Origin of the sequence: Angustibacter sp. McL0619 (assembly GCF_049994355.1) — a bacterium.
Taxonomy (GTDB): domain Bacteria; phylum Actinomycetota; class Actinomycetes; order Actinomycetales; family Angustibacteraceae; genus Angustibacter.
The window spans coordinates 3,019,342-3,043,845 of record NZ_CP188257.1 but is presented as its reverse complement, the minus strand read 5'-3'; the positions used below and the strand labels follow the sequence as shown (position 1 = coordinate 3,043,845).

The 24,504-nt window shown below is 71.8% G+C and carries 17 protein-coding genes and 1 pseudogene; 2 read left to right on the top strand and 16 right to left on the bottom strand.

Annotation, left to right across the window (positions count from 1 at the left end):
• Positions 1-9 precede the first annotated feature (9 nt).
• A complete protein-coding gene (locus ACPPVT_RS14105; RefSeq protein WP_426561275.1) occupies positions 10-1,989 on the bottom strand; it encodes an Hsp70 family protein in 1,980 nt (659 codons plus the stop codon).
• A gap of 63 nt (positions 1,990-2,052) precedes the next feature.
• The gene (locus ACPPVT_RS14100; protein ID WP_426561273.1) at positions 2,053-4,602 is read right to left on the bottom strand and encodes a LuxR C-terminal-related transcriptional regulator; all 2,550 of its coding nucleotides are present in this window, start codon (positions 4,600-4,602) and stop codon (positions 2,053-2,055) included.
• Positions 4,603-4,874: 272 nt separating this feature from the next.
• On the opposite strand from ACPPVT_RS14100, the gene ACPPVT_RS14095 reads away from it, so the two are divergent.
• Together ACPPVT_RS14095 and ACPPVT_RS14090 are read left to right on the top strand one after the other, a co-directional pair.
• A complete protein-coding gene (locus tag ACPPVT_RS14095) occupies positions 4,875-6,842 on the top strand; it encodes a transglycosylase SLT domain-containing protein (RefSeq protein ID WP_426561271.1) in 1,968 nt (655 codons plus the stop codon).
• 43 nt (positions 6,843-6,885) lie between these two features.
• On the top strand, positions 6,886-9,702 hold the full coding sequence (locus ACPPVT_RS14090) for a BTAD domain-containing putative transcriptional regulator (RefSeq protein ID WP_426561269.1): 2,817 nt from the start codon (positions 6,886-6,888) through the stop codon (positions 9,700-9,702).
• On the opposite strand, the gene ACPPVT_RS14085 is transcribed toward ACPPVT_RS14090, so the two are convergent.
• The 14 genes and pseudogenes from ACPPVT_RS14085 to ACPPVT_RS14020 all read right to left on the bottom strand — a co-directional run bounded on the left by ACPPVT_RS14085 (position 9,693) and on the right by ACPPVT_RS14020 (position 24,487).
• Complete coding sequence (locus tag ACPPVT_RS14085) at positions 9,693-10,256, bottom strand: phage tail protein (protein WP_426561267.1); 564 nt, start codon at positions 10,254-10,256, stop codon at positions 9,693-9,695. The two genes, ACPPVT_RS14090 and ACPPVT_RS14085, sit on opposite strands and share 10 nt — an antisense overlap.
• Complete coding sequence (locus tag ACPPVT_RS14080; RefSeq protein ID WP_426561265.1) at positions 10,253-12,238, bottom strand: putative baseplate assembly protein; 1,986 nt, start codon at positions 12,236-12,238, stop codon at positions 10,253-10,255. The genes ACPPVT_RS14085 and ACPPVT_RS14080 overlap by 4 nt, the downstream gene beginning before the upstream one ends.
• A gap of 1 nt (position 12,239) precedes the next feature.
• Positions 12,240-12,683, bottom strand: coding sequence for a GPW/gp25 family protein (locus tag ACPPVT_RS14075; RefSeq protein ID WP_426561264.1), 444 nt, complete (start codon positions 12,681-12,683; stop codon positions 12,240-12,242).
• A 1-nt stretch (position 12,684) separates the two neighbouring features.
• A complete protein-coding gene (locus tag ACPPVT_RS14070) occupies positions 12,685-12,960 on the bottom strand; it encodes a PAAR domain-containing protein (protein ID WP_426561262.1) in 276 nt (91 codons plus the stop codon).
• A 30-nt stretch (positions 12,961-12,990) separates the two neighbouring features.
• Positions 12,991-14,805 carry a VgrG-related protein gene (locus ACPPVT_RS14065; RefSeq protein ID WP_426561260.1) on the bottom strand — a complete coding sequence of 605 codons (1,815 nt, stop codon included), beginning with the start codon at positions 14,803-14,805 and terminating at the stop codon, positions 12,991-12,993.
• A 5-nt stretch (positions 14,806-14,810) separates the two neighbouring features.
• On the bottom strand, positions 14,811-15,599 hold the full coding sequence (locus ACPPVT_RS14060) for a LysM peptidoglycan-binding domain-containing protein (protein WP_426561258.1): 789 nt from the start codon (positions 15,597-15,599) through the stop codon (positions 14,811-14,813).
• A 68-nt stretch (positions 15,600-15,667) separates the two neighbouring features.
• A pseudogene (locus tag ACPPVT_RS14055) lies at positions 15,668-16,093 on the bottom strand (phage tail protein); the annotation flags it as partial.
• A gap of 37 nt (positions 16,094-16,130) precedes the next feature.
• A complete protein-coding gene (locus tag ACPPVT_RS14050; protein ID WP_426561256.1) occupies positions 16,131-18,401 on the bottom strand; it encodes a hypothetical protein in 2,271 nt (756 codons plus the stop codon).
• A gap of 114 nt (positions 18,402-18,515) precedes the next feature.
• On the bottom strand, positions 18,516-18,674 hold the full coding sequence (locus ACPPVT_RS14045; RefSeq protein WP_426561254.1) for a DUF6760 family protein: 159 nt from the start codon (positions 18,672-18,674) through the stop codon (positions 18,516-18,518).
• Positions 18,671-19,138, bottom strand: coding sequence for a hypothetical protein (locus ACPPVT_RS14040; protein ID WP_426561253.1), 468 nt, complete (start codon positions 19,136-19,138; stop codon positions 18,671-18,673). The genes ACPPVT_RS14045 and ACPPVT_RS14040 overlap by 4 nt, the downstream gene beginning before the upstream one ends.
• On the bottom strand, positions 19,138-19,581 hold the full coding sequence (locus ACPPVT_RS14035) for a phage tail protein (protein WP_426561251.1): 444 nt from the start codon (positions 19,579-19,581) through the stop codon (positions 19,138-19,140). The genes ACPPVT_RS14040 and ACPPVT_RS14035 overlap by 1 nt, the downstream gene beginning before the upstream one ends.
• 31 nt (positions 19,582-19,612) lie before the next feature.
• The gene (locus ACPPVT_RS14030; RefSeq protein ID WP_426561249.1) at positions 19,613-21,166 is read right to left on the bottom strand and encodes a phage tail sheath family protein; all 1,554 of its coding nucleotides are present in this window, start codon (positions 21,164-21,166) and stop codon (positions 19,613-19,615) included.
• A 176-nt stretch (positions 21,167-21,342) separates the two neighbouring features.
• Positions 21,343-22,059, bottom strand: a complete 717-nt coding sequence (locus ACPPVT_RS14025; RefSeq protein WP_426561247.1) for a DUF4157 domain-containing protein — start codon at positions 22,057-22,059, stop codon at positions 21,343-21,345.
• A 130-nt stretch (positions 22,060-22,189) separates the two neighbouring features.
• Entirely contained in the window at positions 22,190-24,487 is a 2,298-nt protein-coding gene (locus ACPPVT_RS14020) for an Hsp70 family protein (RefSeq protein ID WP_426561245.1), read from the bottom strand.
• Positions 24,488-24,504 lie beyond the last annotated feature (17 nt).

Here is a 24,504-nt window from a genome sequence, read left to right as displayed (position 1 = left end):
TCGCGTCGGTCAGGTTCGCGCGGGGCCCGCGCGCTCGCTCAGCATCACCGGAAGGCAGCCGCCGGCCACGGCGCAGCAGAGCAGGACGGACACCACCGCCCAGGGTGGGAGCAGCCGCTGCCCGACTGTCCACGCCGCCAGCACGATGCTGACCCCGAGCAGTAGCCCGACCAGGTTCATTCCGAAGATGGTCACGAACGAGGCGTTCCTCCGGCGACGCACGTTGCGCTGCACGGACTCCGCGTAGGAGATGACGAACAGCAGCAACAGGATCCAGGCGACCCCAGGGATGGTGGCCCACTTGGACACCTTGGGTTTGAAGAGCAGTGTGTGTTCGCTCCCGTTTGCGGTCAGATTCGCCTGCAGCGGGCCGCCGACGAGAAGCCGCCTGTTGTTGAGGTTGATCGTCATTCCTTCGGTGGCCTTCTGGCCCTTCACCGGGTGCAACGGGAGGCCTCCGATCGAGAAGCCCATGCTGCTCGACCTGAGCGTCGTGCCCTTGGCGACCGCCACGGCGAGTGGGTGGTCCAGCTTTGCCGCGACGCTCTGGGCGGTCGCGACCTCCTGGTCCTCGAGCTTCAAACCTGGCGTCGAGCCCGGTGGTGCCTGGTCGGCCACCGAGTCGGTCTGCGGACCTGCAAAGGCCAGGACCAGGGCGACCACCAGCAGCGCCAACCCGATGCCGAGCACGACCTTCGAGTTGTCGCGGACCGACCGCCGCGGGGTTCGTTCTGCCGCCGACGAAGCGGCCGTCGTCGAAGCGGCCGTCGTCGAAGCGGCGGAGGCAGCAGGCTGTTGGACGGCAACGGGTGGTGCGGCAACGGGTGGCGGGCCACTGGGTGGTGCGGCAACGGTTGCCACGACCGGTGGGGGCGCAGGCGGCGGTGGCGCAGGTGCTCGTGCCAGGCTGGCCAGAGCCGACTGGGCGGCCCCGATCGCAACGCAGTGCTTGGGTGCGGGGCTGAGCGAGACCGGCACGCCGAGCTGTTCGGTGAGCGTCTCCGCCACCAGTGGAAGGCGGGCCGACCCGCCGACCAGCACCGTTGCCGCGAGGGCCTTCGCTGGCACCCCGGCCGACCGCAGAGTGTGCTCGAGCGACCCGACCGTCTCCAGCACAGCTGGACGCACCATCTTCTCAAACTCGCTGCGGGACAGGCGAACCACGGTCTGGATTGACGGTAGGTTCACCGGGACGACCACCTCGGTGTCGGCCGACAGCGCCTCCTTGGCCTCGACGCAGTCCCGCCGCAGCCGTTCCAGGCCGCTCTGCGTGGCCGCCTCGTTCGGGTCGAGGTCGCGCACCGCCGTGCCCAGCGACCGGACGACGTGGTCGAACACCGCCGCGTCGAAGTCAACCCCGCCCAGGTGCTCGATCCCACCTGCCTCGCCCAACAGCTCGAAACCGTCGTTGGTCTTGCGCAGCACGGCGGCGTCGAACGTGCCTCCGCCGAGGTCGTAGGTCGCGATGATGTCGCCGAGCGCGACCCGTTCGGTGCTGGCGAAGTGGATGGCCGCGGCCTCCGGCTCAGAGCAGGTGGTCGCCGAGTCAAGCCCCGCGGACGTGAACACCTGTCCCAGCAGCTCGCGACGGTAAGGCCCCCAGTTCGCCGGGTAGGTGACGATCACTTGCTGCGCCGGCCCACCCTGCCCCTCGGCGACGGCGGCGAGCACGTGCCGGAGCAGCTGTCCCATCAAAGCCTGGGCGGAGAAAGGCGTGCCGCCGACCAGCAGCGCGGTGTCGTCGCCGAGCCGCCGCTTGAACTCCCGGGCCAGCCGGCCGGGCTCGGCCGCCCCGCGCCGCTGCGCGGCCTCGCCCGCCAGGAACCGACCGTCCGGCAACAGGTACAGCACCGACGGCAGCTGCGGCGCGCGCTCGCCGAGACCGACCACGTCGACCCGACCGTCGCGTGCAACGGCTGCCGCCGTGTAGGTCGTGCCGAGGTCCACCCCCAGCGCATAGCCCATCGCTGTCCCCTCAGTGGTCGACACCTCGTCCACCCGCAGTCTGGCGCACTTCCTGGCCCGAAAGGAGTCTTCTGCCCGGCTTTCGCCTCAGCCGCCGCCGGGACGTCCGGCTCGTTGGTCCAGCCCTCCTTCGTCGAGCAGCCGGGCCAGCTGGGTCCGGTTGGCCGCGCCGGTCTTGGCCATGGCCTTGCCCAGGTGGTACTCGACGGTCTTCTCGCTGAGGCTGAGCGCTTTTGCCGCGGACCGGTTCGTCGCACCGCCGGCCACCAACAGGCACACTCCGAGCTCACGCTCGGTCAGCGTGGTCGCTACCCGGCCGCTCGGTGAGACCTCGATGCCCGCTTCGGCCAACGGCCTGCTGATCTGGGCCCGCCACAGCGACGAGCCGAGGTCCGCGAACACCGAGTCCGCACGTAGCAGCAGCCGCCGTGCCTCGCGCCGGTGCCCGTCGCTCAGCAGCCGCTCACCCCAGCAGCCCAGGATCCGGGCGTGCTCGAATGGGGTGCGGCCCAGCGGGGTCAGGCTGAGCGACTCCTCGAAGCTGTCCTGCCAGTTGCGCTGTCCGGCGAGCCCGCTGCACCGAAGCCACGCGGCCCTGGTCCAGGCGGACTCGTTGGTCAGGCCGAACTCCGCCAGCTGGGTCAGCAGCGCGGCGACGTCGCCGGCCTGCACGCGGATCGCTGCCTCGACGTACTCCGGCAGGAACGGGATGAAGGTGATCGAGCTCGTCGAGAGCCGGCGCCGCAACCGTTCTGCGCGTGCGCCGTGGTCCACCGCGGCGTGCAGGTCTCCGTCCGCGAGCGCGATGTGCAGTCGCACCCACAGCGTGCAGAGCGCAGCCGGTGCCGACCCGGTCCGCTCGGCCACGTCGTCGGCCTGGCCCAGCGCCCGCGCAGCGCGGTCGCGGTCCTGGCGCTGCGCGGCGTACATGGCGTCCCAGGAGTGCGCGTAGCCCAGCAGGCCTACCTGGCCGGCTGGCTCGGCGGCCGCGACCGCCGCGGCGGCGCTGGCCCGGCCGTCGTCCCAGCGACCCCGCCACCAGGCGATGTCGGCGGCCAGCGCGAGCGGTAGCGGCAGCACGGCGCTCAGCGAGGACTCCCGCGCGAGCCGCAGCTGTGTCCTGACCAGGGCGTCCGCGTCCTCGTAGCGCTCGCACCAGAGCAGCCACTGAGCGAGCATCGCCGGGCAGGCGGGGTGCGCGCCGTGCAGGTGGGCGCGGACCTCGGAGTCGTTCAGCTGCGCCGGCAGACCGCCCGCCCGCCCGGTGATGAGCGTGGTGAGCTGGCCGAGCACCGCCTCCGCGAACGCCCGGCGCGCGGGGGCGCCGTCCGTCGCCAGCTCGACGCCGCGCCGGGCCAGGCGCAGTGCTTCCGGGACGTCGCCAAGATTCTGCGCGCAGACGGCGAGGTTGAGCAGGACTCCGGCCGCCGAGTCGCTGTCGTACGCGCTGACCTGTTCGGCGTCCGCGCTCAGCCGGGCCAGCTCCGTGGAGTTGGTGGCACTCCACAGCGCCAGCTGCGTCCTGACCCGCAGTGCGCGGGACGTCAGGTCTGCTGCGGGAGCGGCAGCCAGCAGGTCGTCGAGGTCGGCCTCGGCCGCACGAAGGTCGCCGCAGGCAGTCTGGCCCTCGGCCGCCACGACCAGCCGGCGCAACCGCACCGGACCGACGGGGCTTAGGTCGGCAGCCAGCTGCCACAGGGTCGCCGCACCGGCCACGTCCCCGCGCCGTTGCGCCAGTCGAGCAGCCCGTTCGAGGGTCCTCGCCACGTCCTCGTCGACCCCCTCGCCGGCCGCCGCCAGGTGGCGGGCGCACCGGCCGAGGTCCGTCTGCTCGAAGGCGTCAGCCAGGGCCGCGTGGGCGCGCCGGACGTCTTCGGCGCGCGCCAGCTGTTGGATCGCGCTGCGCTGCAACGGATCGCCGAGGACCCAGTGCTGACGCCGCACCAGGTGCCGGTCGACTGCGGGGTCGAGGTCCGGCAATGTCAGCCCGAGCCTGGCCAGGGCTGCGACGAGGACGGCACCGGGGCAGCCGTCGCCGAGCGCCAGGACCAGCATCGCCAGGCGGGTGCGGTCCGTCAGGCCGTGCAGCTGTGCGCCGAACGAGGTTCGCCCGAGCGGTCCGAGCGGCAGCGGGTCCGGCAGCGCTCGACGGCCCATCAGGTGGTCGGTGGTCAGCGTCTGGGCGAGCTCACGCAGGGCGAGGGGGCAGCCGCCGGTCAGTCGCACGAGGTCGCTCAGCACGTCGGGGTCGACCCGCTGCACGCCGTGCGCGACCAGCAGCGAATGTGCCTGCGGCACGGTCAGCCCGGGCAGCTGCAGGACCTGACCGCCACGGCCGGGCCTCGGGGATGTCGGCCGACTGGCGGTCAGCACGACCACCGAGACCGCCGACAGCCCGTCGACCAGGGCGTCCAGCTCGACCAGAGTGTCGGCGTCCAGCAGGTGCACGTCGTCGAGCACGAGCAGCTGTGGTCTGGGCCGGTCGGCCGGCTGCTCGACAACGGCCCGTCGCGGGAGCTCGCGCACGGCCGCGGCGACCTGGTCGGGTGCTCCGCCGTCCAGCCGGTGAACGGCGAACCGGTGCGGCTCGCCCGCGGCCGCGTCGGCGGCCCAGTCCAGCAGGGTGGTCTTGCCCATCCCCGGTCCACCTTGCAGGGCGAGCGAGGACCCGCTGCCCGCCGCACCGCGCTGCAAGGCCCGCAGCAGTCGTTCCTGTTCAGCCCCCCGGCCGATCACATCAGCGACCATAGTTCGAGGGCGGCTCGCGCGGCTAGTGCGACGAGAATCCTGCCGTCAGCCCGGTCGCCCTCAAATCGTGCACCCGAATCATGTGAATAACACCTTTCGTGCTGTTGGGTACGACGTATCCTTGGCTCAGCGCGACGTGTCGGCAGTGGTCGGGGGTGCCCATGAGCCAGCTCTCGGTGAGCGAGATCTACCAGTACGCACGAGCCGCCGGTTTCAGTCCGGACCAGGCGGTGACGTGGACCGCTATCGCCATGGCGGAGTCCGGAGGCAACCCGGACGCGCACGCCGGGCACGGCGAGAACTCCTACGGGTTGTGGCAGGTCAACGTCCGCAGCACCGTGCGGCACAACAGCTTCGGCGACCTGACCGACCCCGCAGTCAACGCACGCGCCGCGTTCCAGATCTCCCATCACGGCACCGACATGCGGCCGTGGACGACGACCCACGCCAGTCACAAGGGGATGCACAGCGACTACCGCCAGTACCTGCACGAGGTCGAGGCGATCGCCGGCGGGGCGCACGGCGATCCGCGAGGTGTCGGGGGCTACGGTTCACCGTTGCCGCCGCCGCTGCCGGAGTCCGGCGCCGGGGGCGACGTGAGTGCCGTCCCCGAGACCGTGGCCGCGACCACTCTGCCGCCGGGCGCCTCGACCGCCGACTCCGACCACGACGGGCTGACCGACACGCTGGAGAAGTCGATCGGCACAGACTCGCACGCCGTGGACAGCGACCACGACGGCCTCAGCGATGCCTACGAGGTCGTGCACGGCAGCAACCCGATGCTCGCGGACAGCGACCACGACGGGCTCAGTGACAGCCTGGAGGCAGCCCTCGGCACCAGCTCGACGACCGCAGACACGGACTCCGACGGCATCACCGACTCGGCCGAGGTCTCCATGGGCAGCGACCCGCTGCACTCCGAGACCGGACCGGCGCTGATGCCGGCTCCGCCCGATCCAGCGCTGGCCGGTGGTCCTGCATTGCCAGGGCTCACCGAGCCGGCCGTCGCGCCGGCGACGGGATCCGCCCTGGGATCCGCGATCGGATCCAGCGCCCCGCCCGCTGGGCAGGCAGACCACAGCACCGTCGACACGTTCCTGGATGCCGCGCTGCGCCAGCGCGGAGACCGCTACGTGATGGGTGCCAACGCTCGCCTGAACGACCCCAACCCCAAGGCCTTCGACTGCGCGGAGCTGACCCGGTGGGCAGCCCACCAGGCCGGCGCCAAGCTGCCTGACGGCTCGTGGATGCAGTTCCTCAAGCTCAAGCAGCAGGGCATGCTCATCCCGGTCGACGAGGCGGTGCACACTCCCGGTGCACTGCTGTTCCGGTTCTCCAGCGAACCTAGGCCGGGCGGTCTGCGGCCCGACGAGTCGCACGTCGCAATCAGCCTCGGCGACGGCAAGACGATCGAGGCCCGAGGTCACGCCTACGGCGTCAACGAGTTCTCAGCCACCAGGGGGTTCAACTACGCGGCGGTCATCCCGGGGATCTCGGGGCCGGCGCACGTGGAGTCCCTGCAGCACAGCACTGCGCACACAGGTGGCTCGCTCGCGGCGGCCTTCGGCATGGACCCGGGGGCGTCCCTGACCGACGCCGCCGCGACCCTTGACACCGATCACGACGGCCTGACCGACAGCTTCGAGGCCCGCATCGGCACCGACCCGCACCTGGCCGACACCGACCACGACGGCCTCACCGACGGCTTCGAGGTGGCCAAGGCCGGCACCGACCCGACGAGTGCGCACAGCTCCGACGGCCACCTTTCCGACTCGCTCGCCTACGCCACCGGGGTCGCACCCCGGGACAGCGACCACGACGGGCTGTCGGACGCCTACGAGAAGCTGATCGGCACCGACGCGCACGCGGTGGACTCCGACCACGACGGGCTCAGCGACTCGTTGGAGGCAGCGCAGGGCACCAACCCGCTGAGCGCGGACACCGACTCGGACGGCATCACCGACTCGGCCGAGCAGCAGCTCGGCTCGGACCCGCTGCACGCCAACGGTCCCGGCTCGCCGCTCGGCGGCGCACTCGGGGACGGCACCGGGGCCGGACTGCCTGACGACCCTGGCGGGACCGGGGCTGAAGGACTCACCCAGCACACCGACGTGGTGGACCACCACTGATGAACGGCCAGGGGCGAGCGATCCGGGTCGTCCGGTAGACGACGTGTCCTCGACCGTGTACTCGCGGCAGATCCGGCGACCCCCAGCCGTCGGGCTCAGCCGGTCCCGCCTCGAGTCGCTGCTGACCCGATCCGGTGAACCCGCCGTCGCCGTGGTCGTGGCGCCGCCAGGCTCGGGGAAGACCACGCTGCTGGCCGGGGTCGCGCACGCCGCCTCGTGCCCGGTCGGCTGGTACCGCGTGATGCCAGAAGACGCCTCGGAGGCCGCCTTCGTCACGCACCTGTCCAGCGCACTGCAGACGGCCGGCCTGGACCTGCCACCAAGCTCGGGCGCCCTGGACGACCTGCTCGGGCACCTCGACGCCGCCGCGCCCGGCGAGCTGCTGCTCGTCCTGGACGACGTCCACGAGATCGCGGACTCCGACGCCGAGCGGGCGCTGGCTCGTTTCATCGACCTTCGCCCGAGCAGCATCCGGGTGGTGCTCGGGTCACGTCGTCCACCGCAGATCAACCTGTCCCGGCTCGCCGTGTCAGAGGGACTGGTCGAGGTCGGCAGCGACGACCTGCGGTTCCGCTCCTGGGAGGTCGAGGAGCTCTTCCGGGACGTCTACCGCGAACCGCTCGGGCCCGAGGGTGCCGCCCTGCTGTCCCGGCGCACCGGTGGCTGGGCCGCGGGACTGCAGCTGTTCCACCTCGCGACCTCCGGTAAGAGTACGGTCGAGCGGCGCCAGGCCGTGGACGCGCTCGGCGCCCGCACCCGACTCACCCGGACCTACCTCGCGGCCAACGTGCTCAGCGCCATCGAGCCCGAGGCTCGCGACTTCATGGTCCGCACGTGCGCGCTGGGCATCCTGACCGGACCGTTGTGCGACGCGCTGCTCGAGGGCACGGGCGGCCACGCGATGCTCGACCGGCTCGAACGCGCCCAGCTGTTCACCATCAGTGCCGACGACGGACGGACCTTCCACTACCACCAGGTCATGCAGACCCACCTGGAGCTGACCCTCGCCGACGAGCTGGACCCGGCCGGTCTGCGCAGCTGGCACAGCCGGTGCGCCGAGGTGCTGGAGGCGGCGGGCTACACGCGGCACGCGTTCCTCGCCTACGCGCGAGCCGAGGACTGGGCCTCCCTCGGCCGGCTGGCCCAGCAGGGCGACCCCGACCTGATGGGTCAGGCCAGCGCCGAGTGGAACGAGCTGCTGCCGCAGCGCCTGCGCGCCGAGGACCCGTGGCTGGCGCTCGCCGACGCGCGTCGGTGCCTGCGCTCGGGGAACGTCGCCACCGCGGTCGTGGGGTTCCGGCGGGCGCAGGCGCTGGTGGGCGACCCGCGGGCCCAGCGGCTGTGCCGGGAGGAGCTCGGCAACGCCACCTCCTGGCTGCCCGGCGCCGGGCCGTCGTCCTGGACCGGCTGGGCCGTGCGGCTGCGCGCGGCGACGATCCGGCTGCCCGGCCCGCACAGCCCGCCACCGGCGCGGACGACGGACCCCGCCGGGGGCGCGGGTGAGCTCGTCCTGCTCGGACTGACCGCGCTGCTCGGCGGTCGGTCGTCCCTGGCCGCCGAGCCGCTGCAGGCCGCTGTCGCCGATCCCGGTGCGACCGCCGCGCAGCGACTTGCCGGCCAGCTCGCGCTGGCGCTCGCCGACACGTTGCCGGGGGACTGCGCCACCGCGATCAGCGTGTTGGAGCAGATCTCCTTCGACGCCGAGTTCGAGGGACATCCGTGGTTGGCGCGGCTGGCCCGGGGCGCGCAGGGCGCGGTGCTGCTCGCGGAGGGGACGCTCGGCTGGCCGTCCTCGACGTACACCGAACTGGTGGCGCAGTGCGTGCGCGACGAGGACGCGTGGGGTCAGGCGCTGCTGTGCGCCGCCTTCGGCCTGGCCTGCCAGGTGAGCGGTCGCCCCGAGGCGCCCGCGCTGCTGGCCGAGGCCGCTGAGCTGCTGCGCCGGCTGGACGCACCGGTGCTTGCCTGGTGGGTGGACGGCGCTCGGCGAGCCGGACAGGGAGGGTCGCCGGACGACGCCGAGGCCCGGCGCCTCGGGATCGCCTCCACGGTGACGTTCGACCGGGTCCAGCCGGCCCCGGCGCCAGTGGTCACTGAGCCAAGGGGCACCGCGCCACAGGTCAGCGGAACGCGGGTCGCCGCGCCACGTGTCACCCTGGCCTGCCTCGGCGGGTTCTGGCTGACGGTGGACGGCGAGCCGGTCGGGTGCGACTCGCTGCGGCCCAGGGCCAGGGCGCTGCTGCGCGTGCTCGCGGTGCACTGCGGCCAGGACGTACACCGCGAGCAGCTCGTGGACCAGCTCTGGACGTCCGTCGACCTGACCACCGGGACGCGCAGCCTCCAGGTGGCGGTGTCCAGCGTGCGTCAGCTGCTGCGCCGCGCGGGCCTGGACGCCTCGGACGTCGTCCGGCGGCGGGCCGACGCCTACCGGCTGGAGCTGCCGACCGGCAGCAGCGTCGACGTCCTCGACTTCGAGCGGCACCTGCGTGACGCGGCCACGCAGCAGCGGGACGGCCGCCAGCGCGAGGCCGTCCAGTCCCTCGGTCAGGCGCTCGCGCTGTACTCCGGTGACCTGCTGCCCGAGGACGGGCCGGCCGACTGGGTCGTGCCGGAGCGTGAGCGGCTCCGGTTGATGGCCGCCACGGCGTCGGCTGAACTGGCTGCGGCGCAACGGGACCTGGGCAACCTGCGGGACGCGCAGACTGCGGCACAACGCTCGGCCGAGCTGGACCCGTTCCGGGACGCGGCCTGGCGGCTGATGGCCGAGATCTACGAGCAGGTGGACGACCGCAGCGCGGCGGCGCGCGTCCGGCTGGACCAGGCCCGCGCGCAGGCGTTGCTGGTCGACGGTCACGCCTGAGGGTCGTCGCCACCCAGCTGGACGACCTCCACGGCATGCGCGACGTGCGCCGGCTTCAGCTCCTCCACCAGGGCGTCGAGCTGCGCGGTGTCCACCGGTTCGTGGTCGGCCGGCAACTGAAGCCGAACCAGCATCTGCGGGGTCTCCGGCGAGAGCTCGCCCAGGTCCGACTCGGTGGACCAGACCGAGCTGCCGGTCTCGAACAGGTCCGGCTCCACACCGAAGACTGCCTGCACGCCGGCTCGCACGCCACGCGGCGTCCCGCGCGCGGCGATCAGGTCGATGCCGGACACCAGCAGGTCCCGCTGCGCCGGCTCGGGCAGTCCCTGGTCGATCGCCAGCCCGATCCAGTGCCCGAGCCAGGCCACCATGTCGGCCGGCGCGGTCTGCGGGTCGAGGTAGGCGGACAGGCTGTCCAGCGTGGTGATCACCGGCGACAGGACGACGTCCAGCCCGGCGCACAGCTGCTGCACGAGCAGGTCCTCGGCCAGGACCGCAGGAAGGGTCGGCGCGAGCGGGTGCGGCGTCGGTGAACCGTCCAGGTCGCGTCTCATCGGCGCACTCGGACCTGGTGCTCGAAGGAGTACACCAGGCCGTGGTCGGGCAGCTCCAGCCGCTCGACCGCAGCCGAACGCTGCCCGGAGCCCGACGTCGCCGGGAACAGCTGCACGCGCACGTCCTCACCCATGTCGACCCCAGGCACGCCCGCCAGGGTGGCGAACACCTCAGGCGCCCGCACCGGCCGTCCGAACGGCCAGCCGGTGCCGTCGGGACCGCCCACCAGCGGGTGGAACATCCGGTAGAGCGCGGACAGGACGTCGCGCCGTACGTCGTCCGGCTGGTACCCCGACCGCGCGCTGACGCTGACCACGGCGGTCAGCCAGGAGTAGTCCGCCGGGGTGACCAGCACCCGGGTGCCGACCAGCCGCCGCTCGTCCAGGTGGGTGCTGATCCGCTGCAGGGTGGGCTCATCGGGGTCGAGGTCCTCGCGCCGGATCCGGCCGACGTCGTCGCTGCCGACGTGCGGCACCACGACGATCCGCACGGCACCGGGGACGTCGGCCCCCGACGCCAGGCAGCGCACCCGCGCGGCCTCCGGAGCGACGTCCCGGGACAGCTGCTCGAAGTCCTCGCGGGTCACCGCACGGCCCCGCGAGCGCAGCATCAGCGGGCCGCGGACCTTGGCCTCGCCGACCGTCTCCGCGTCCGCCCCGCCGGCTGCCGGCGTCCGGTTCACCACGCTGGCGACGTACGGCACGCTCGACTTCAGCACCCGCACCGAGCCGGCCAGCACGTTGCCGCTGCGGCCGCCGCCGGTGCGGTAGGCCGGGATCCGGATCCGCGCACCCTTCGGCGGCACCATGCCGTAGCGGGTCAATGTGCCGTCCGGGCCGCGGACGGCCGGACCGAACCGCAGCTCCCCGGAGTAGGCGTCGATGCTCAGGTGCCGGCTGTCCTGGTCGGACTGGCCGAAGTCGTCGACGACCGTCCAGGTCTGCACCTCCTCGGGCGCTGCCTCGTCCGCGGCGAGGTCATCGCTACCGGCGACGACCACCTCCGCGACGAGCCGGTCGATCCCCATGACCACCGGCCGGCGCTTGAGCTCGAAGGTCTGCGCCGGCGTCCCGTCCGAGGTGCCCACCGTCTCGGCCCGCACGCTCTCGGCGTGGATCATCGAGACGGTGCCGCCGATGGTGGACGCCCGGATCGCGGACACCCGCGGGGACTGCCGGTAGGCCGGCTGGCCCTCGACCGCCTCGACGATGCGGCAGCGCAGCCATCCGGCCCGCTCGCCGGCCACGATCGACGTCCGGTGCCCGGCCGGCACGTGCAGGACGAGGTCACCGGACTTGTTGAGCCCACCGGTGTCGTCCTTCTCGATCTCGCAGGCCTGCCAACCGGTCTCGGTCCAGGCCTCCCAGGCCCAGGGTGGGTTGTCCGGCCGGACGCCGACCCCCGCGGTCTTGGCCTCCAGGCGCAGCAGCACCGCGCACGACGGCACCGCCTCGGTCAGCCCGATCAGCACCGACTCCCCGGCGACCGGAGCGGCTGAGAAGCACTCGAACTCGGCGCCGGTCAGCAACGAGGTGGTGCGGTCGACCGGCTCCGCCCCGGCCAGGTGGGAGGCGCAGCGGGCGAACTCGCAGGACACCACCTGCAGCTCGTGCATGGTGGTGAACACGACCGGGTCATCGACCGCGGTGCGTGGTGTCGCCACCTCGGTCCCGGCGGGGACGGCGACCGTCTGGGGCTGTGGTGCGGACAGCCAGAAGGTCACGTTGCCGCGCGCGGCGGCCGGCGGGCGCAGCCGGACGCCGACCAGCTCCAGGAACTTGACGTAGTGCCGGTCGGGCACCCGGTTGAGCCGGTAGATGAGCTGGTCGACCATCTGCGCGAACGCCTCGATCAGCGTCACGCCGGGGTCGGAGACGTTGTGGTCGGACCACTGCGGGCAGCTCTGCTGGACGTGACGCTTCGCGTCGTCGACCAGGTCCTGGAACGTCCGGTCGTCCAGGTTTGGGGCCGTCAGGGCCATGTCATCGACCTCCCGAGATCGCTGCCGGTGCAGCCTGGCCCTCGAGCGCGTCGTGCTCGGGGATCACGTAGAACGGGAACACCAGGTTCCGTGGCTCGTTGTAGCCGCGGATCGCGTAGGACACGTCGACGTAGAGCCGACCGGCCTCGACCTGGTCGAAGCCGACCTTCACGTCGAGCAGGTCGATGCGCGGCTCCCAGCGGTCCAGCGCCTCCTGCACGTCGTAGGCCACGTCGCCGGCGGTCAGCGCGTTGGCCGGGCCGAACACGTGCTCGTGGATCCGGCAGCCGAACTCCGGCCGCATCGGACGGTCGCCGGGTGCGGTCGCCAGGATGAGGTGGATCGACTGCTCGATCTCCTGCTCGCGGACCACGAGCGCGATCCCGCCGGTCGGGTCGGTGGACAGCGGGAACGCCCAGCCGGCTCCGATGAAGTCGACGTTCATCTCACCCTCCGATCATCACGGTGAGGGCGCCCAGCACGATCGGCGCACCGCAGGCGGCCATGTCGCCCATCCGCGCGGCCGGCAGTCCGCCGATCAGCACGGTCGGGCAGCCCGGCGGGACGATCGCGGTGGGCGGGTGCCCGGCGGGGAACGAGCAGATGTGCGGCGTGCCGACGGTGGCTGCCGGCATGCCGGCGATCAGCACTGTCGGCACCCCCGGGGGACCGATCACCCCGGGGTGTCCGGTGGGGTCCCCGACCCGGGCTGCGGCTGGCATCCGAGGTCCCTCCTTCGCTGTCCGGTAGTGTTAGTTGATCTTGACCATGGCGGCCTGAACGGTGCACATGGCGCCGGCCTTCACGGTGGTCTGTGCCGAACCCTCGAGGGTGGCCGCGGTGCCCTTCAGGTTGAGCTGGCCGCTGGTGCTGACCTGCACCGCGCCGGAGCCGCCGTCGATGGTCACGCCGCTGGTCGCCTTCATCGAGATGTCGCCACCCTTGAGCTCGAGCTTCGAGCTGCCCGCGTCCACGGTGATGCCGCCGCCACCCTCGACCAGCACCGTGCCGTCGCTGTGCACTGTGACCTTGGTGCCGGTGTGGTCCATCGTCAGCTTGAGCTTGTCCTGCGTGGTGGACAGCGTGATCCCCTCGGTCTGCCCGTCCTGGTCCTTCAGGTCGATCCGGTGTCCGCGCCGGGACACCCAGGACCGGCGGTTCACGGCACCCGAGCCGGAGTCGATCAGCGCGGGGTCCCCGGTCGGTGGGGTGTCCACGCCGTTGAACAGTCCGCCGAGGACGAACGGCCGGCGCATGTCGCCCTGCTCGAAGGCGACGAGCACCTCGTCGCCCACCTCCGGCACCGCGACCATCCCGCGGTCTTTGCCAGCCCCAGCGAAGACGGTTCGAGCCCAGTCGCTCACGTAGTCGTCGTTCAGCGTCGGCAGCTTCACCCGGACCCGACCGCTGTCCTGCGGGTCCTTGGAGTCGCTGACCTGGCCCACCATGACCCCCGGACTCGTCCGGACCGGGCCGCCGCCGCCGGTCAGCCCCAGCAGGCTGCGCTTGGACCGCCCGGTGACGGCGAACGTGGTGGTGTAGCCGGTGGACGGGTCGAAGCTGTGCCGGGACGTGGTGATCGTGTACTTCCCGTCGAACGGCGCCCCGACCCGGTCGATCGAGATCGCGGCTCCGGCGAACAGTGCGGGGTTCCCGCGCGCCACCCCCTGGAACTCGGCGAAGGAGCTGGCGATGTGCTCGGCCAGCGCCTCGGCCGCGGAGGCGACCTCGGCCTGCGTTCCGTAGGGCACGTCGCCGCTGACGTACGTCGGGTCGCCGAACGTCTTCGCGAGCCTGGCCGGGTCGGTGGTGCCCAGCGTCGCGCTGGTGGTCTTCGCCGGGGACGTCGCCACCAACGCCTTCTTCTGCGAGACGTCCCAGCCACGGACCTGGACCTCCTTGACCTGCTCGGCGGAGGTGACGACGGCCCTGAACCTCAGCAGGTCCGTGCCCTGCTCGAGCACCAGCGGCTGCTCGGCCGGCTGCTGGCTGGCCGCCGGTGCGTCCGCGGACGGGCGCGGGGAGCGGAAGGTGAACCTTCCCTTCACCACAGCGATCTCGCAGCCGATCTCGCGGGCCAGCCGGTCCAGGAACTCCCAGTCCGTCGTGCCGGCCTGGGACACATGGTCGTAGACGGTCGAGGTCGACTGGATCGACCCGATCTGCAGGCCGGCCCGCTGGGCCACCTTGCGGGCGATGTCGGAGGCCGTCATCTGCAGGTACGTCTCGGTGCGGCGCCCGCGGAAGAGCCGGTGCGCCGGGTCATACCCTCGCACCAGCGTGAATGTCCCGGTGGGGCTGAACTCCGCCTCCACGGCCGTGACCTCCGCGGTGATCAGGTCGACCGCCTGGGTGGACGTCGGTCCGGTGACGGAGATGGTCAACGCCGAACCGATCTTGATGCCTCCTTTGGACAGCACCATCCGCTCGGAGTCGCGGAACCGCAGCAGGAAGCAGTCCGGCAGGTGCAGGTTGTCGTCCACATACGCGGACGCGAGCAGGGCCTCGACGTCCGGCGGCAGCGTCTTGCCGTCGACCGCGATGCCGAAGATGCTGCTGTTGGGCACCACGATCACCCGACCCGGGCGAACAGGTCGTCGATGCTCGGGATGAGCAGCGCGGAGCCCGGCCGCAGGCGCATCGGGTCGTCGATCTCGTTGTAGCGCGCCAGGGCTCGCCACATGCCAGGGTCCCCGTACTCGGCGAACGCGAGGGAGGCCAGCGAGTCGCCGGCGGTGATGGTGTGTGCGCGGCGCGCCGACAGGCCGCCGGACGTCGGGTTCTGTTTCTTCGGGTCGCCTGGCATCTCCTCCAGGGACAGGTTGCAGGTCGCCCGGATGGGGGTGCCCTGCAGCGAGAACCGGGTGTACTTCGCGCTGACCTGGGTGACGAACGCGGGGAAGCTGACCACGCTGCCCCAGTGCAGAACGACGAGCGGCGGTGTGGGCTTGTTGTTGTCCCGGCTCTCGTCGGTGGGCAGGCAGCACTCGAACAGGCGCTCGACGGCCTCCACGACGCTGGTGTCCTGCTTGCCGGAGGCGTCGAAGAAGAGCTCCATGGTGAGCTTGCACGGCTCCGAACCGTTGAACTCCGGTGGGCCTGCCTTCTTCGCGCCCTTGGCGGTCTTGCGCTCCCACTTAGCCGACTTCTGGATCGAGAGTTCCTTGGGGTTGAACTGGAACTTCAGGATGCTGCGTCGCGCCCCGGGCGGTCCGCCGGCGGCCTCCGCCGGGTCATGCAGGTACAGGGACGCGGTGGCCAGCTGCGGGCGCATCTGGCCCGCGGACTTCTTGGCTTCGGCGAGGGGGGCCGGCGGGCTCAGTGCGTCGCTGCCCGCGCTCAGGGCGACCGGCTGCTTCAATTCTGGCCCCCTGGTGAGGGGGCCGGCGAGGCGGCCGGCGAGGCTGTGGCCCCGGCGGTCTTCGGGACCCCTCCGGGGACGATGCCATGGTGGGCGATCTCGATCGTCTCGGTGGCGACCTTCGGCGACTCGGGGTTCAGCGAGGGTCCGGTCCACCTGACCGGCACCACGCCCAGCAGCCCCCAGGTGGCGACGACCTCGTCGCCCCCGGTCATCGCGCTGATGTTGGCCGTCTTGGGCTCAAGCGAGTTCGCCATGCTGGCCAGCCACGCGGTCACCTTGACCGTGTCCTTGCACAGCGGTCTGGTGAGCTTGATGTTGGAGTACTTGATGCGGGTCGGCAGCTGCCAGACGAAGGAGTTGTTGCCACCCTCCTCGCGCTGCTCGAGGACGACCTCGACCCCGAGGCCGTCGCAGCTGTTGAACGAGCCGAGGTTCGCGTCGTCGATGACCACCATGAATTGCACGGTGACGGCAGGAGTCTTGTCGTCCATCAGGTCTCCTCTGTCGGGTCGGCGGGTCGTGCGCGCATCAGCGCATCCCGGTGATCAGTCCGGCACGTTCGCGGTCCAGCCAGAGCTCGGCGCGCAGCTGGGCGACCAGCGGCTCGTAGAGCTGGCGGGCCAGTTCTTCCAGGTCGCCGTGGCTGGCTGGGGCGCCACCCGGCCCGGCCGGTGCCGCCACCGGCGCCTCAGGCGTCGCTCGCTGGACCTCAGGTGGATCGGCCTGCGGGACTTGGACGGCCGCCTCGGGCTCCGACGGCCCGGCCAGGTCGAAGATGCCCTGCAGGGAGACCGGCCCCGGCGTCGTCGTCGCCGGCTGCTCCTCGAAGGTGATGGTCGGACTCGACAGGGGTTCGGGCAGGGTTAGGGCGCTGGGCGGCGGTGTGCTGGAGGCCGGCTGACGGCTGGCGGGTGGTCGGATAGGGACCGGTGGGCGGACCGAGCGCTGCACGGAGCCCATTGCGAGCGTGCTGGTCTCGGACGACGCCAACGCCGTCGGCGGGCCGGATGACGCGTACGGCCCGGGCGGACTGGACGACGCGTGGGTCCGATCTGGGGACGACGGGTACGTCGGGTACGTCGGGTACGTCGGGTCCGACGGGTAGGTCGGGTACGCCGACGCCATGGTCTGAACGGTCGTGGTGGGTGGGCTCCCGGTGAGCGAGCGTCCCACTGGGGTGCTGAGCGCCGGGCCGGCACCGGTGAGTTCGGCGCCCGAGTGCGGCGACAAGCTCGAAGTGCTGTGCCGCAGGGGATCGGGGAGCGTCGCCTCCACGGACCGCGCCACGGTGGGAACCCGGAAGGCCGCGGTCTGCGGTTCGCTTCTCGACGGCTCAGCCGTTCGCTGCAGCGCCCGTCGCTGGACGATGACCGGTCCCACTGACGGGGGGCTCGGCGCGGCCGCGTCGCGGTGCGGGTGCGCGGCCACGGCGGGTGCGATCGAGGCCGTCGCTCCTGCGGCCGATGCGGCCGACGCGGTCGATGCAGTCGACGCCGCCGTTGCCGCTGTGGCCGTCGTTGGCGTCGGACCGGCAGCTGGCTGCGGCGGTTCGGCCGGCTCGAGGGCGTCGTCCAACGACCGCTGGATGCCCAGCGTGGTCACGTCATCCTCGACCGCCCATGGGATCGACGACGGTGCGTGGGCCGACACCGGTTCTGCCGGACCGGTCCGAATCGGCCCAGACGACGCAAGTGGCTGGACCACGTCGAGATCGGCGGCCAGCGTCAGCTTCGTGTCCTCAATGGACGCCGCTTCCGGCTCAGCGTGAGGGGCGAGCTCGTGCGCGGGCCGGTCGTCAGCGGGCGGGTCGTAGCCGGGCGGGTCGTACGCGGGATGGACGTAGGCGGGCTGGTCGTGAGTCGGCTCTGCCGTCGTGAAGGTGGTCCTCGTCGGCGACTCGGCTGCGAAGTCGGGGTGACTGCTCGTGCGGTCCGGGACCGGGCTCGACGTCGACCGCTGGATCGTCGGCGCGGGTGATGCGCTCGGCGTCGGAGCGGCGGCAAGGGGTTTCGGCGGACCCGGCTCTGCCGGGTGGACGACCAGCGGCGGAATGGCCGGCATCCGGGCCGAGTCGCCAGCGAGCGGCTGCTCGCCAGCTGGAGCCGGTGCTGTCGGTGCCGGGCTCGGCCAGGTCTGCACTGAGCGCTGGGCAGTGACCTCGGCCGCCCGATGCGGCTCGGCGCGTACCGGCGTGAGCGGCACGGCGGTGCCTTCGCCGTCGGCGGCCAGGGCCTGGACGACCGGCTCGGAGCCCGAGTGCGTGCGCGCCGCGACGGTGCGCTCAGCGGCCGCGGGCGAGGGCGACGCGACCGTGCTCTCGCTGTGCGCCGGAGCGGCGAGTGTGTTCCGGGCGGCCGAGACTCCGACCTCGGGCCGGCTGGGGTTGGGGTCCGCGAGGGTCGTACTCCGCTGCACCGCAACGGGTTTCGGGTCATGACCGACCGGTGTGGGGCTCGGCGCGGGGCTCGGCGCGGGGATCGGCGCAGGGGTCGGCGTGGGACTCGGCGCGGGACTCGGTAGGGGTGCTGGCTCCGGAGCAAGCGCCGAGCTGATCACCGGCTGACCCAGGAAGGGCGGGGGTCCGACGTCCAGCGGGATCCGTTGCACCCCAGTCGGTCCGACCCCGGACGGGTGGCTGTGCGCCACGTCACCGGCGACGCCTGCGGGTGCGGCCGCCGACACCGAGTGCGTCAGCGGCCGGAGAAACCGGGGGTCCTGCCAGGTGCTCAGCGATGCGGCGAACTGCGCGGGCGGTACGACCAGGTCGAGTGGCGCGAACGCCCGCTGGATCGGGGGCATGGCACGCCACTCTCCCGTGGGACGCGGCGGGTCGGCGACACCGCCCGCCGGGTCCTGCTGCCGGACGGGCTCCGGCCCACTGTCACGACCGCTGCGCTGCCACCAAGCCACGGCTCACCTCCCTCGCGCCACTCGGTCGTGGATCCGGCCGATCTCCTGCACGAACCGCTTTCGCTCCGAGTGCTCCAGGTCGAGCAGCGAGTCCAGCGACCAGTGGAAGTGGTAGGCGACGTACGCGACCTCCTCGTACAGGCTCTCGGGCGCGTACGTCACGATTCCCCCAGGCGCCCCCCGGCGATGTCGACGGCGAACTCGCAGGAGCACTCCGGGCAGGTCACCGCCGCGTGCGTGTGACCCTCGGAGTTGATCCGGCGGTACAGGTCCTGCAGGAAGGCGAGGTCGGTGGCGAACAGCCCCTCGATGGTGCCGGCGTGCACGTCCTGCACCGTTCCGATCCGGGTGACCACGCGGCCGAGCAGCACCACCGTCAGGTACGCCGGGTTCTCCCGGACGCGGTCGTCCCGCAACGGGACCAGCTCGTCGCGGGCAGTGGCCAGTCGCATCACACCCTCGCGATGGACCGTGCCGGAGCTGTCGACGTACCCGCGCGGCAGGGTGAACGTGAACTCGGTGCGCAGCTCGCGGCCCGGCTCGTCCGGCCGCGCCGTCTCGGCGTTCCCGGCCGGAGCCTGCTCCGGCCGGTCGATGACGCCGAGCGGCGTCGCCGAACGTCGCATCACTCCACCTCGAGCCGTTCGGCGGTCAGCACGAGCTTCTCGGTCAGCACGCTGGTGTCGCCGGCCTTCAGCGAGCCGATCTCCAGGCTCTTCGGCCAGGCGTTCGTCAGCTTGTACCGCTTGAGCGGGTTGCCCTCGAAGTCGTAGACGATCACGGCGCCGCCCTTGCGGACGTCGTTCATCTTGCCGAACTGCGAGTCCTTGATCCACTTCTCGAAGCTGGTGTCCGCGGTCAGCCCTCGGGTCAGGGTGATCTCGGCGGCCTTCCAGCGACCGGGCAGCTTCTTGATCAGGTACTTGCCGTCGGCCCCGTTCTCCTTGAGCTCGATGACGTCCTGCTCCATCTTGAGCCCGCTGACCTCGGTGATGCTCTTGATCTGCACGCCGTCGAACTCCAGGCCGAACGAGTGGCCGGCGCCCGAGTCTAGGTCGGGAAGTGGCATGAGCTCTTACCTCCTGCTTGGTCGGACCTGGTCACTCGGCGACCAGGCTGGTGCCGCCCGAGAACTGCGCGAGGCGGAAGACGACGAACTCGGCCGGCTTGACCGGCGCCACGCCGATCTCGCAGACGACCTGGCCGGCGTCGATCCCCTCGGCCGGGTTGGTCTCGTCGTCGCACTTGACGTAGAACGCCTCGTCCGGCGTCTGACCGAACAGCGCGCCGGCCCGCCACTGCATGACGAGGAAGGCGCTGATGGTGCGGCGGATCCGCGCCCACAGGGCCACGTCGTTGGGCTCGAACACGACCCAGTTCGTACCGCTCAGGATGGACTCCTCCAGGAAGTTGAACAGCCGCCGGACGTTCACGTACCGCCACGCCGGGTCGGAGGAGAGGGTTCGCGCACCCCAGACCCGGATGCCCTGCCCTGGGAAGGCGCGGATGCAGTTGATCCCCAACGGGTTCAGGAGGTCGTGCTCGTTCTTGGTCAACCTCACCTCGAGGTCGACCACGCCCCGGACGACCTCGTTGGCCGGTGCCTTGTGTACGCCACGCGTGTCGTCGTTGCGTCCCCAGATGCCGGCCATCAGACCGGACGGCGGGATGAAACCCAGCTGACCGGTGCTCGGGTCCGCGACCTTAGTCCACGGCCAGTACAGCGTGGCGTACTTGCTGTCGTAGCCGGCCTTGTCGACCCGCCACTCCTTGATCTGCTGGGCGTTCATGCCTGGTGGCGGGTCGAGGATCGCGACCCGGTCACCCATCAGCTCGCAGTGCGCGATCATGCCGAGCTGCACGGCCTGCACCGTCTCGAGGTCGACCGCGCCCTGCTGGTAGGCACTCATCAGGTCCGGTACGCACAGCATGGTGATCTCGTCGACGGCCTCCAGCCCACCGAAGCCGGTGCGCTCGGCGACGTCCCCGACGTAGTCGTCGGTGCTCAGGCGCGGTGTGGGCACGGCTGCCGGCGGCGGTGGCGGCGCAAGGGCGACCTCGCCCTTGGCGGGCTGGTCGGCGATGCCGGGTGAGCTGCCGACGTCCTCGAGCTGGATGCGCTCGGAGGCCTGGTTCACCATGGTGACCACGTTCTGCTTCCCGCGGCCGAGCGTCGCGCGGTCGTACTCCTCCACGACCTGGCCGCGCTCCTTGATCAGGATCTTGAACATCTCCTCGCTGGGCGCCTCGCCGCCTGCGTCGACGACCTCGACGGACAGGTCGCCGGGCTGGGCGTCCGCGCTCTTCGCGATGGCGTTCAGCCGCCCGAGCCGCGCCTGCGGCCGGCTGGCTTGCGCCTTGGCCGCGGCGGACGCCTTGGAGTCGGTGTCGTCGCCACCGATCCTGACGACGTAGCAGTTGCCGCCGCCATTCATGAAGTAGCCGTAGACCGACAGGGCGAGATACGAGCCGGGAACGAAGCCACCGAACGTGCCGGTGAACTGGGTCCAGTTGCTGACCAGGGTCGCGGTGTTGAAGGGCCCGCTCTCCGCCAGGCCGACGAAAGCGGCGACGGCCGTGCCGACACCCTCGATCGGCCGTGAGCCGGCCTCAACCTCCTCGACGTACACGCCGGGCGACAGGTACGTGGGCATCGTGCCTCCTCTTGAGTGCCAGTCCCAAGAGCCTCCTGCTTGCCGGCGTCCGCGTTAACGACCTTCCGGACGACGTGCGGGGCAACGCGGGTTGCCTGTCCGGGCAGATTGGCGCGCCTACATGGCAGGGCGCCCCGTGCCTGAGGCAGTCGGGGCGCCCGGGCAGCGAGAGTCGGCTACTCCTCGACCTCTTCCTCGGCTTCCTCGCGCTGGACGAACAGGCCCTGCACGGGTTCCTCCTCCTCCGGCTCCTCGGGCTGCACGGTCGCGTCCGCGGCGGTCTCGCGCTGGACGGCGGGAGCTAGCGCCGGCGTCGGGCTGGGCTGGGCCATCACGCGGTTCGCGTTGTCGGCGGCCTCTCGCTCGTAGCGGTCCGACGGGTCGCTGACCCGGATGCCGCCGGGCGCCGACGTCCCGTCGACCGGGCCGCTGCGCTGCTGCATCACGTGGGTCAGCTCGTGCGCCAGGGTGGTTCGCCCGTGCTCGCTGGACGGATCGTAGGCGTCGCGCTGGAACACCACGTTGGACCCCACCGTGTACGCGTGGGCGCCGACCGAGGTCGCCGACTCGTGTGCCGCGGCGTCGTCATGCACCCGCACGTCGCCGAAGTCCGCACCCAGCCGGGTCTCCATATCGGAGCGGACGTCTGTGTCCAGGCCACGCCCGTTCGAGGACACGACGTCGTGCACCGGTGAACGCTCCTCGTCCTCCAGGGCCGATACCACGCCCGCGTTGCCGGCCACCCGTTGCAGGTCCATCACGGCACTAGGGTGCAGCGCATCTCTCCGGCCGCTCACGGCGGCCTGGGCCAGACGGGCGTCCAGGGGTTCGTCGATCCGGTCAGCCTTGGGCCGCAACGAGTCGCGCTCGACGTCGTACCTGTGCTCTCGCATGACCGCTCCCTGGGAGGTTTCGGACGTTCAGCCCGTCCAGCCTGGCACGCCCTGCGCCCACAAGCGAGTCTGGCCAGCCGTCAGCGGGGGCAACGAGGTCTGCCCATTCGGCCGCGTTCAGCGCTGGGTCTTATGGGGTCGCTGTGCCTGTCGGGGTCGATCCCGGGAGAGCTCTTCCGTGAAGGGGCAGGGCGTAGGTCTGCGGCAACGCGCCCCCCGGGACCGTCGTGCCGCCGACGACGTACACGGCGTCGCCGCCCACGATGCCCGCACCCGACCCATAACGGGCCGCCAGCAGCACCGGCAACGGCGCGACCCAGCCCTTCGGGCCGAGACAGCGGACGTCGGCGACATTCTCTGTGGTGTATCCGCCGAAGACGCAGGGTCCGGCACCGGATACGTACGCGGCCGTGGTCAGGCGCAGCGGGACCGGTAGCCGCTGGCCGCGCGTGACACGACCACTCGTGACGACGTCCACGTTCGCATAGGACACGTCCTTGGCGGGGATGGTCTTCGAGCTGCGACCGCCGATGAACCAGATCGTGCCGTCACCGTCGCTCGCAGCGGCCAGCGTCGTTCTCGGGATGCTCAGCCGCCCGGTGACCAGGACCCAGCGGTTCCCGTCGAGCCGCCACACCTCTGAGCGAGCCTTGAGGTTCTTGTCCACTCCTCCGGCGTAGTAGAGCGACTTCCCGTCCCAGGCGGCGGCGCCACCGGATCGGGGTTGTGGCAACGCAGGCGCCGGCTTCCACTTGCCCGATGGGCCGTCCTCCTGCCACACCTCTGCGGTGACCACCTTGGCCTTTGAATCCAGGTACGCGCCGCCCAGGACGTAGATCGTGCTGCCGTCGGTCGCGGCCGCCGCGTGGTCGAGCGCGTGTTTGGGTCCGGGCTTGTGCGACCAGGTGTTGGTGGCGGGGTCGTAGATCTGTTGCACCTTCGAGTTCGTGCCGTCCGGCAGGCCGCCGGTGGCCACCACCAACCGGTTGCCGAACGCAACCACGCTGGGCAGCACCATGCCAACCGGCAGGGCATGGACCCCCTGCCACGAACCAGGGTCGAGGGACGCGGGGGAGCTGGGGGTGGTCGTCGCGACGGAGGGTGTATCGGAGGGGTTGTCGCCAGCATGGTCCGAGCCGCCACCGCCACCCAGCGCGTTGGCGGCCACCACGGCGATGATCACGGACGCGACTACGCCGGCGCCGATGAGCAGGGTGCGACGCGGCAGGGCCAGCAGCCCACGTCCGGCGGCCGTCCTCTCTCGAGGTGGCTTGCGCGCCTTCTGCGGCTTCACGGGTTCCTGCCTGCCCGGCGGGGACTCGGTAACGGGTCCGATCTCCTCCGTCACCGGCTCCGTCGTCCGTGGCTCGGCCAACGGCAGAGTGGTGATGGCGGCGCCCAGCGCGATCTCGTGCTTGGGGTGGGTGTCCATCGCGACCGGGCGGCCGAACTCGGCGACCAGCCGCTCGCTGACCAGTGGGATGCGGGACGAGCCGCCGACCAGGACGAAGGCGGAGACGTCCTCGGCGCCCAGTTTGGCCGAGGCCATCGCTCGCCGTACCGCGCCCAGCGTGTCCTCCAGCGTCGGAGCGACCATCTCCTCGAACTCCGAGCGGGTCAGCCGAACCGACCTGGTGACCCCCGGCATCGTGACCGGGATGAGCGTCTCGGTGTCCGACGAGAGGGCTTCCTTGCCGAGCACGCAGTCCCGGCGCAGCCGCGCGATCGCCAGTCGCACGTCCGGCTCCTCCGGGTCGAGCTCGGAGACCTCGCTCGCCAGCCCGGCCAGGACGTGCCGGAACACCGCCTCGTCGAAGTCGATGCCGCCGAGGTGGTCGATCCCCTCAGGCTGGCCGAGTGCCTCGAACGCGTCCCCGCTGCGCCGCAGCGCGGCGACGTCGAACGTGCCGCCGCCGAGGTCGTAGACCACGACGACATCGCCGTCGGACATCCGGTTCCGCGAGGCGTAGGAGACCGCCGCTGCGGCCGGTTCGGTCAGCGTGGTCGCGGCGCCCAGCTCGGCCAGCCGGAGCGCCTGACGGAAGAGGTCCAGCTTGTACGGGCCCCAGTTCGCCGGGTGCGTCACGGTGACGTGGTCAGGCGGTGCGCCCTGCGACGTCGTGGCGCTCGCGACCACCCAGGTGAGCATCCGGGCCAGCAGGCTCTGCGGGGACTGCGGTGAGCCCGCCACCAGGATCGGCACCGGGTCGCCGATGCGACGCTTGAACTCGCGGACCAGGCGTCCGGGCTCCAGTGCCCCTCTGGCCTCCGCGGCCTCACCGACCAGCACCTCGCCGTCCTGCTTGAAGAACAGCACCGTCGGCACCTGCAGCGCCCGGTTGCCGAGCCCCAGCATCTGCGCGTGGCCGTCCAGCACGGCCGCGGCCGTGAAGGTGGTGCCGACATCGATGCCGAGCCGGTAGCCCATCGGACCCCCTCGTCCCG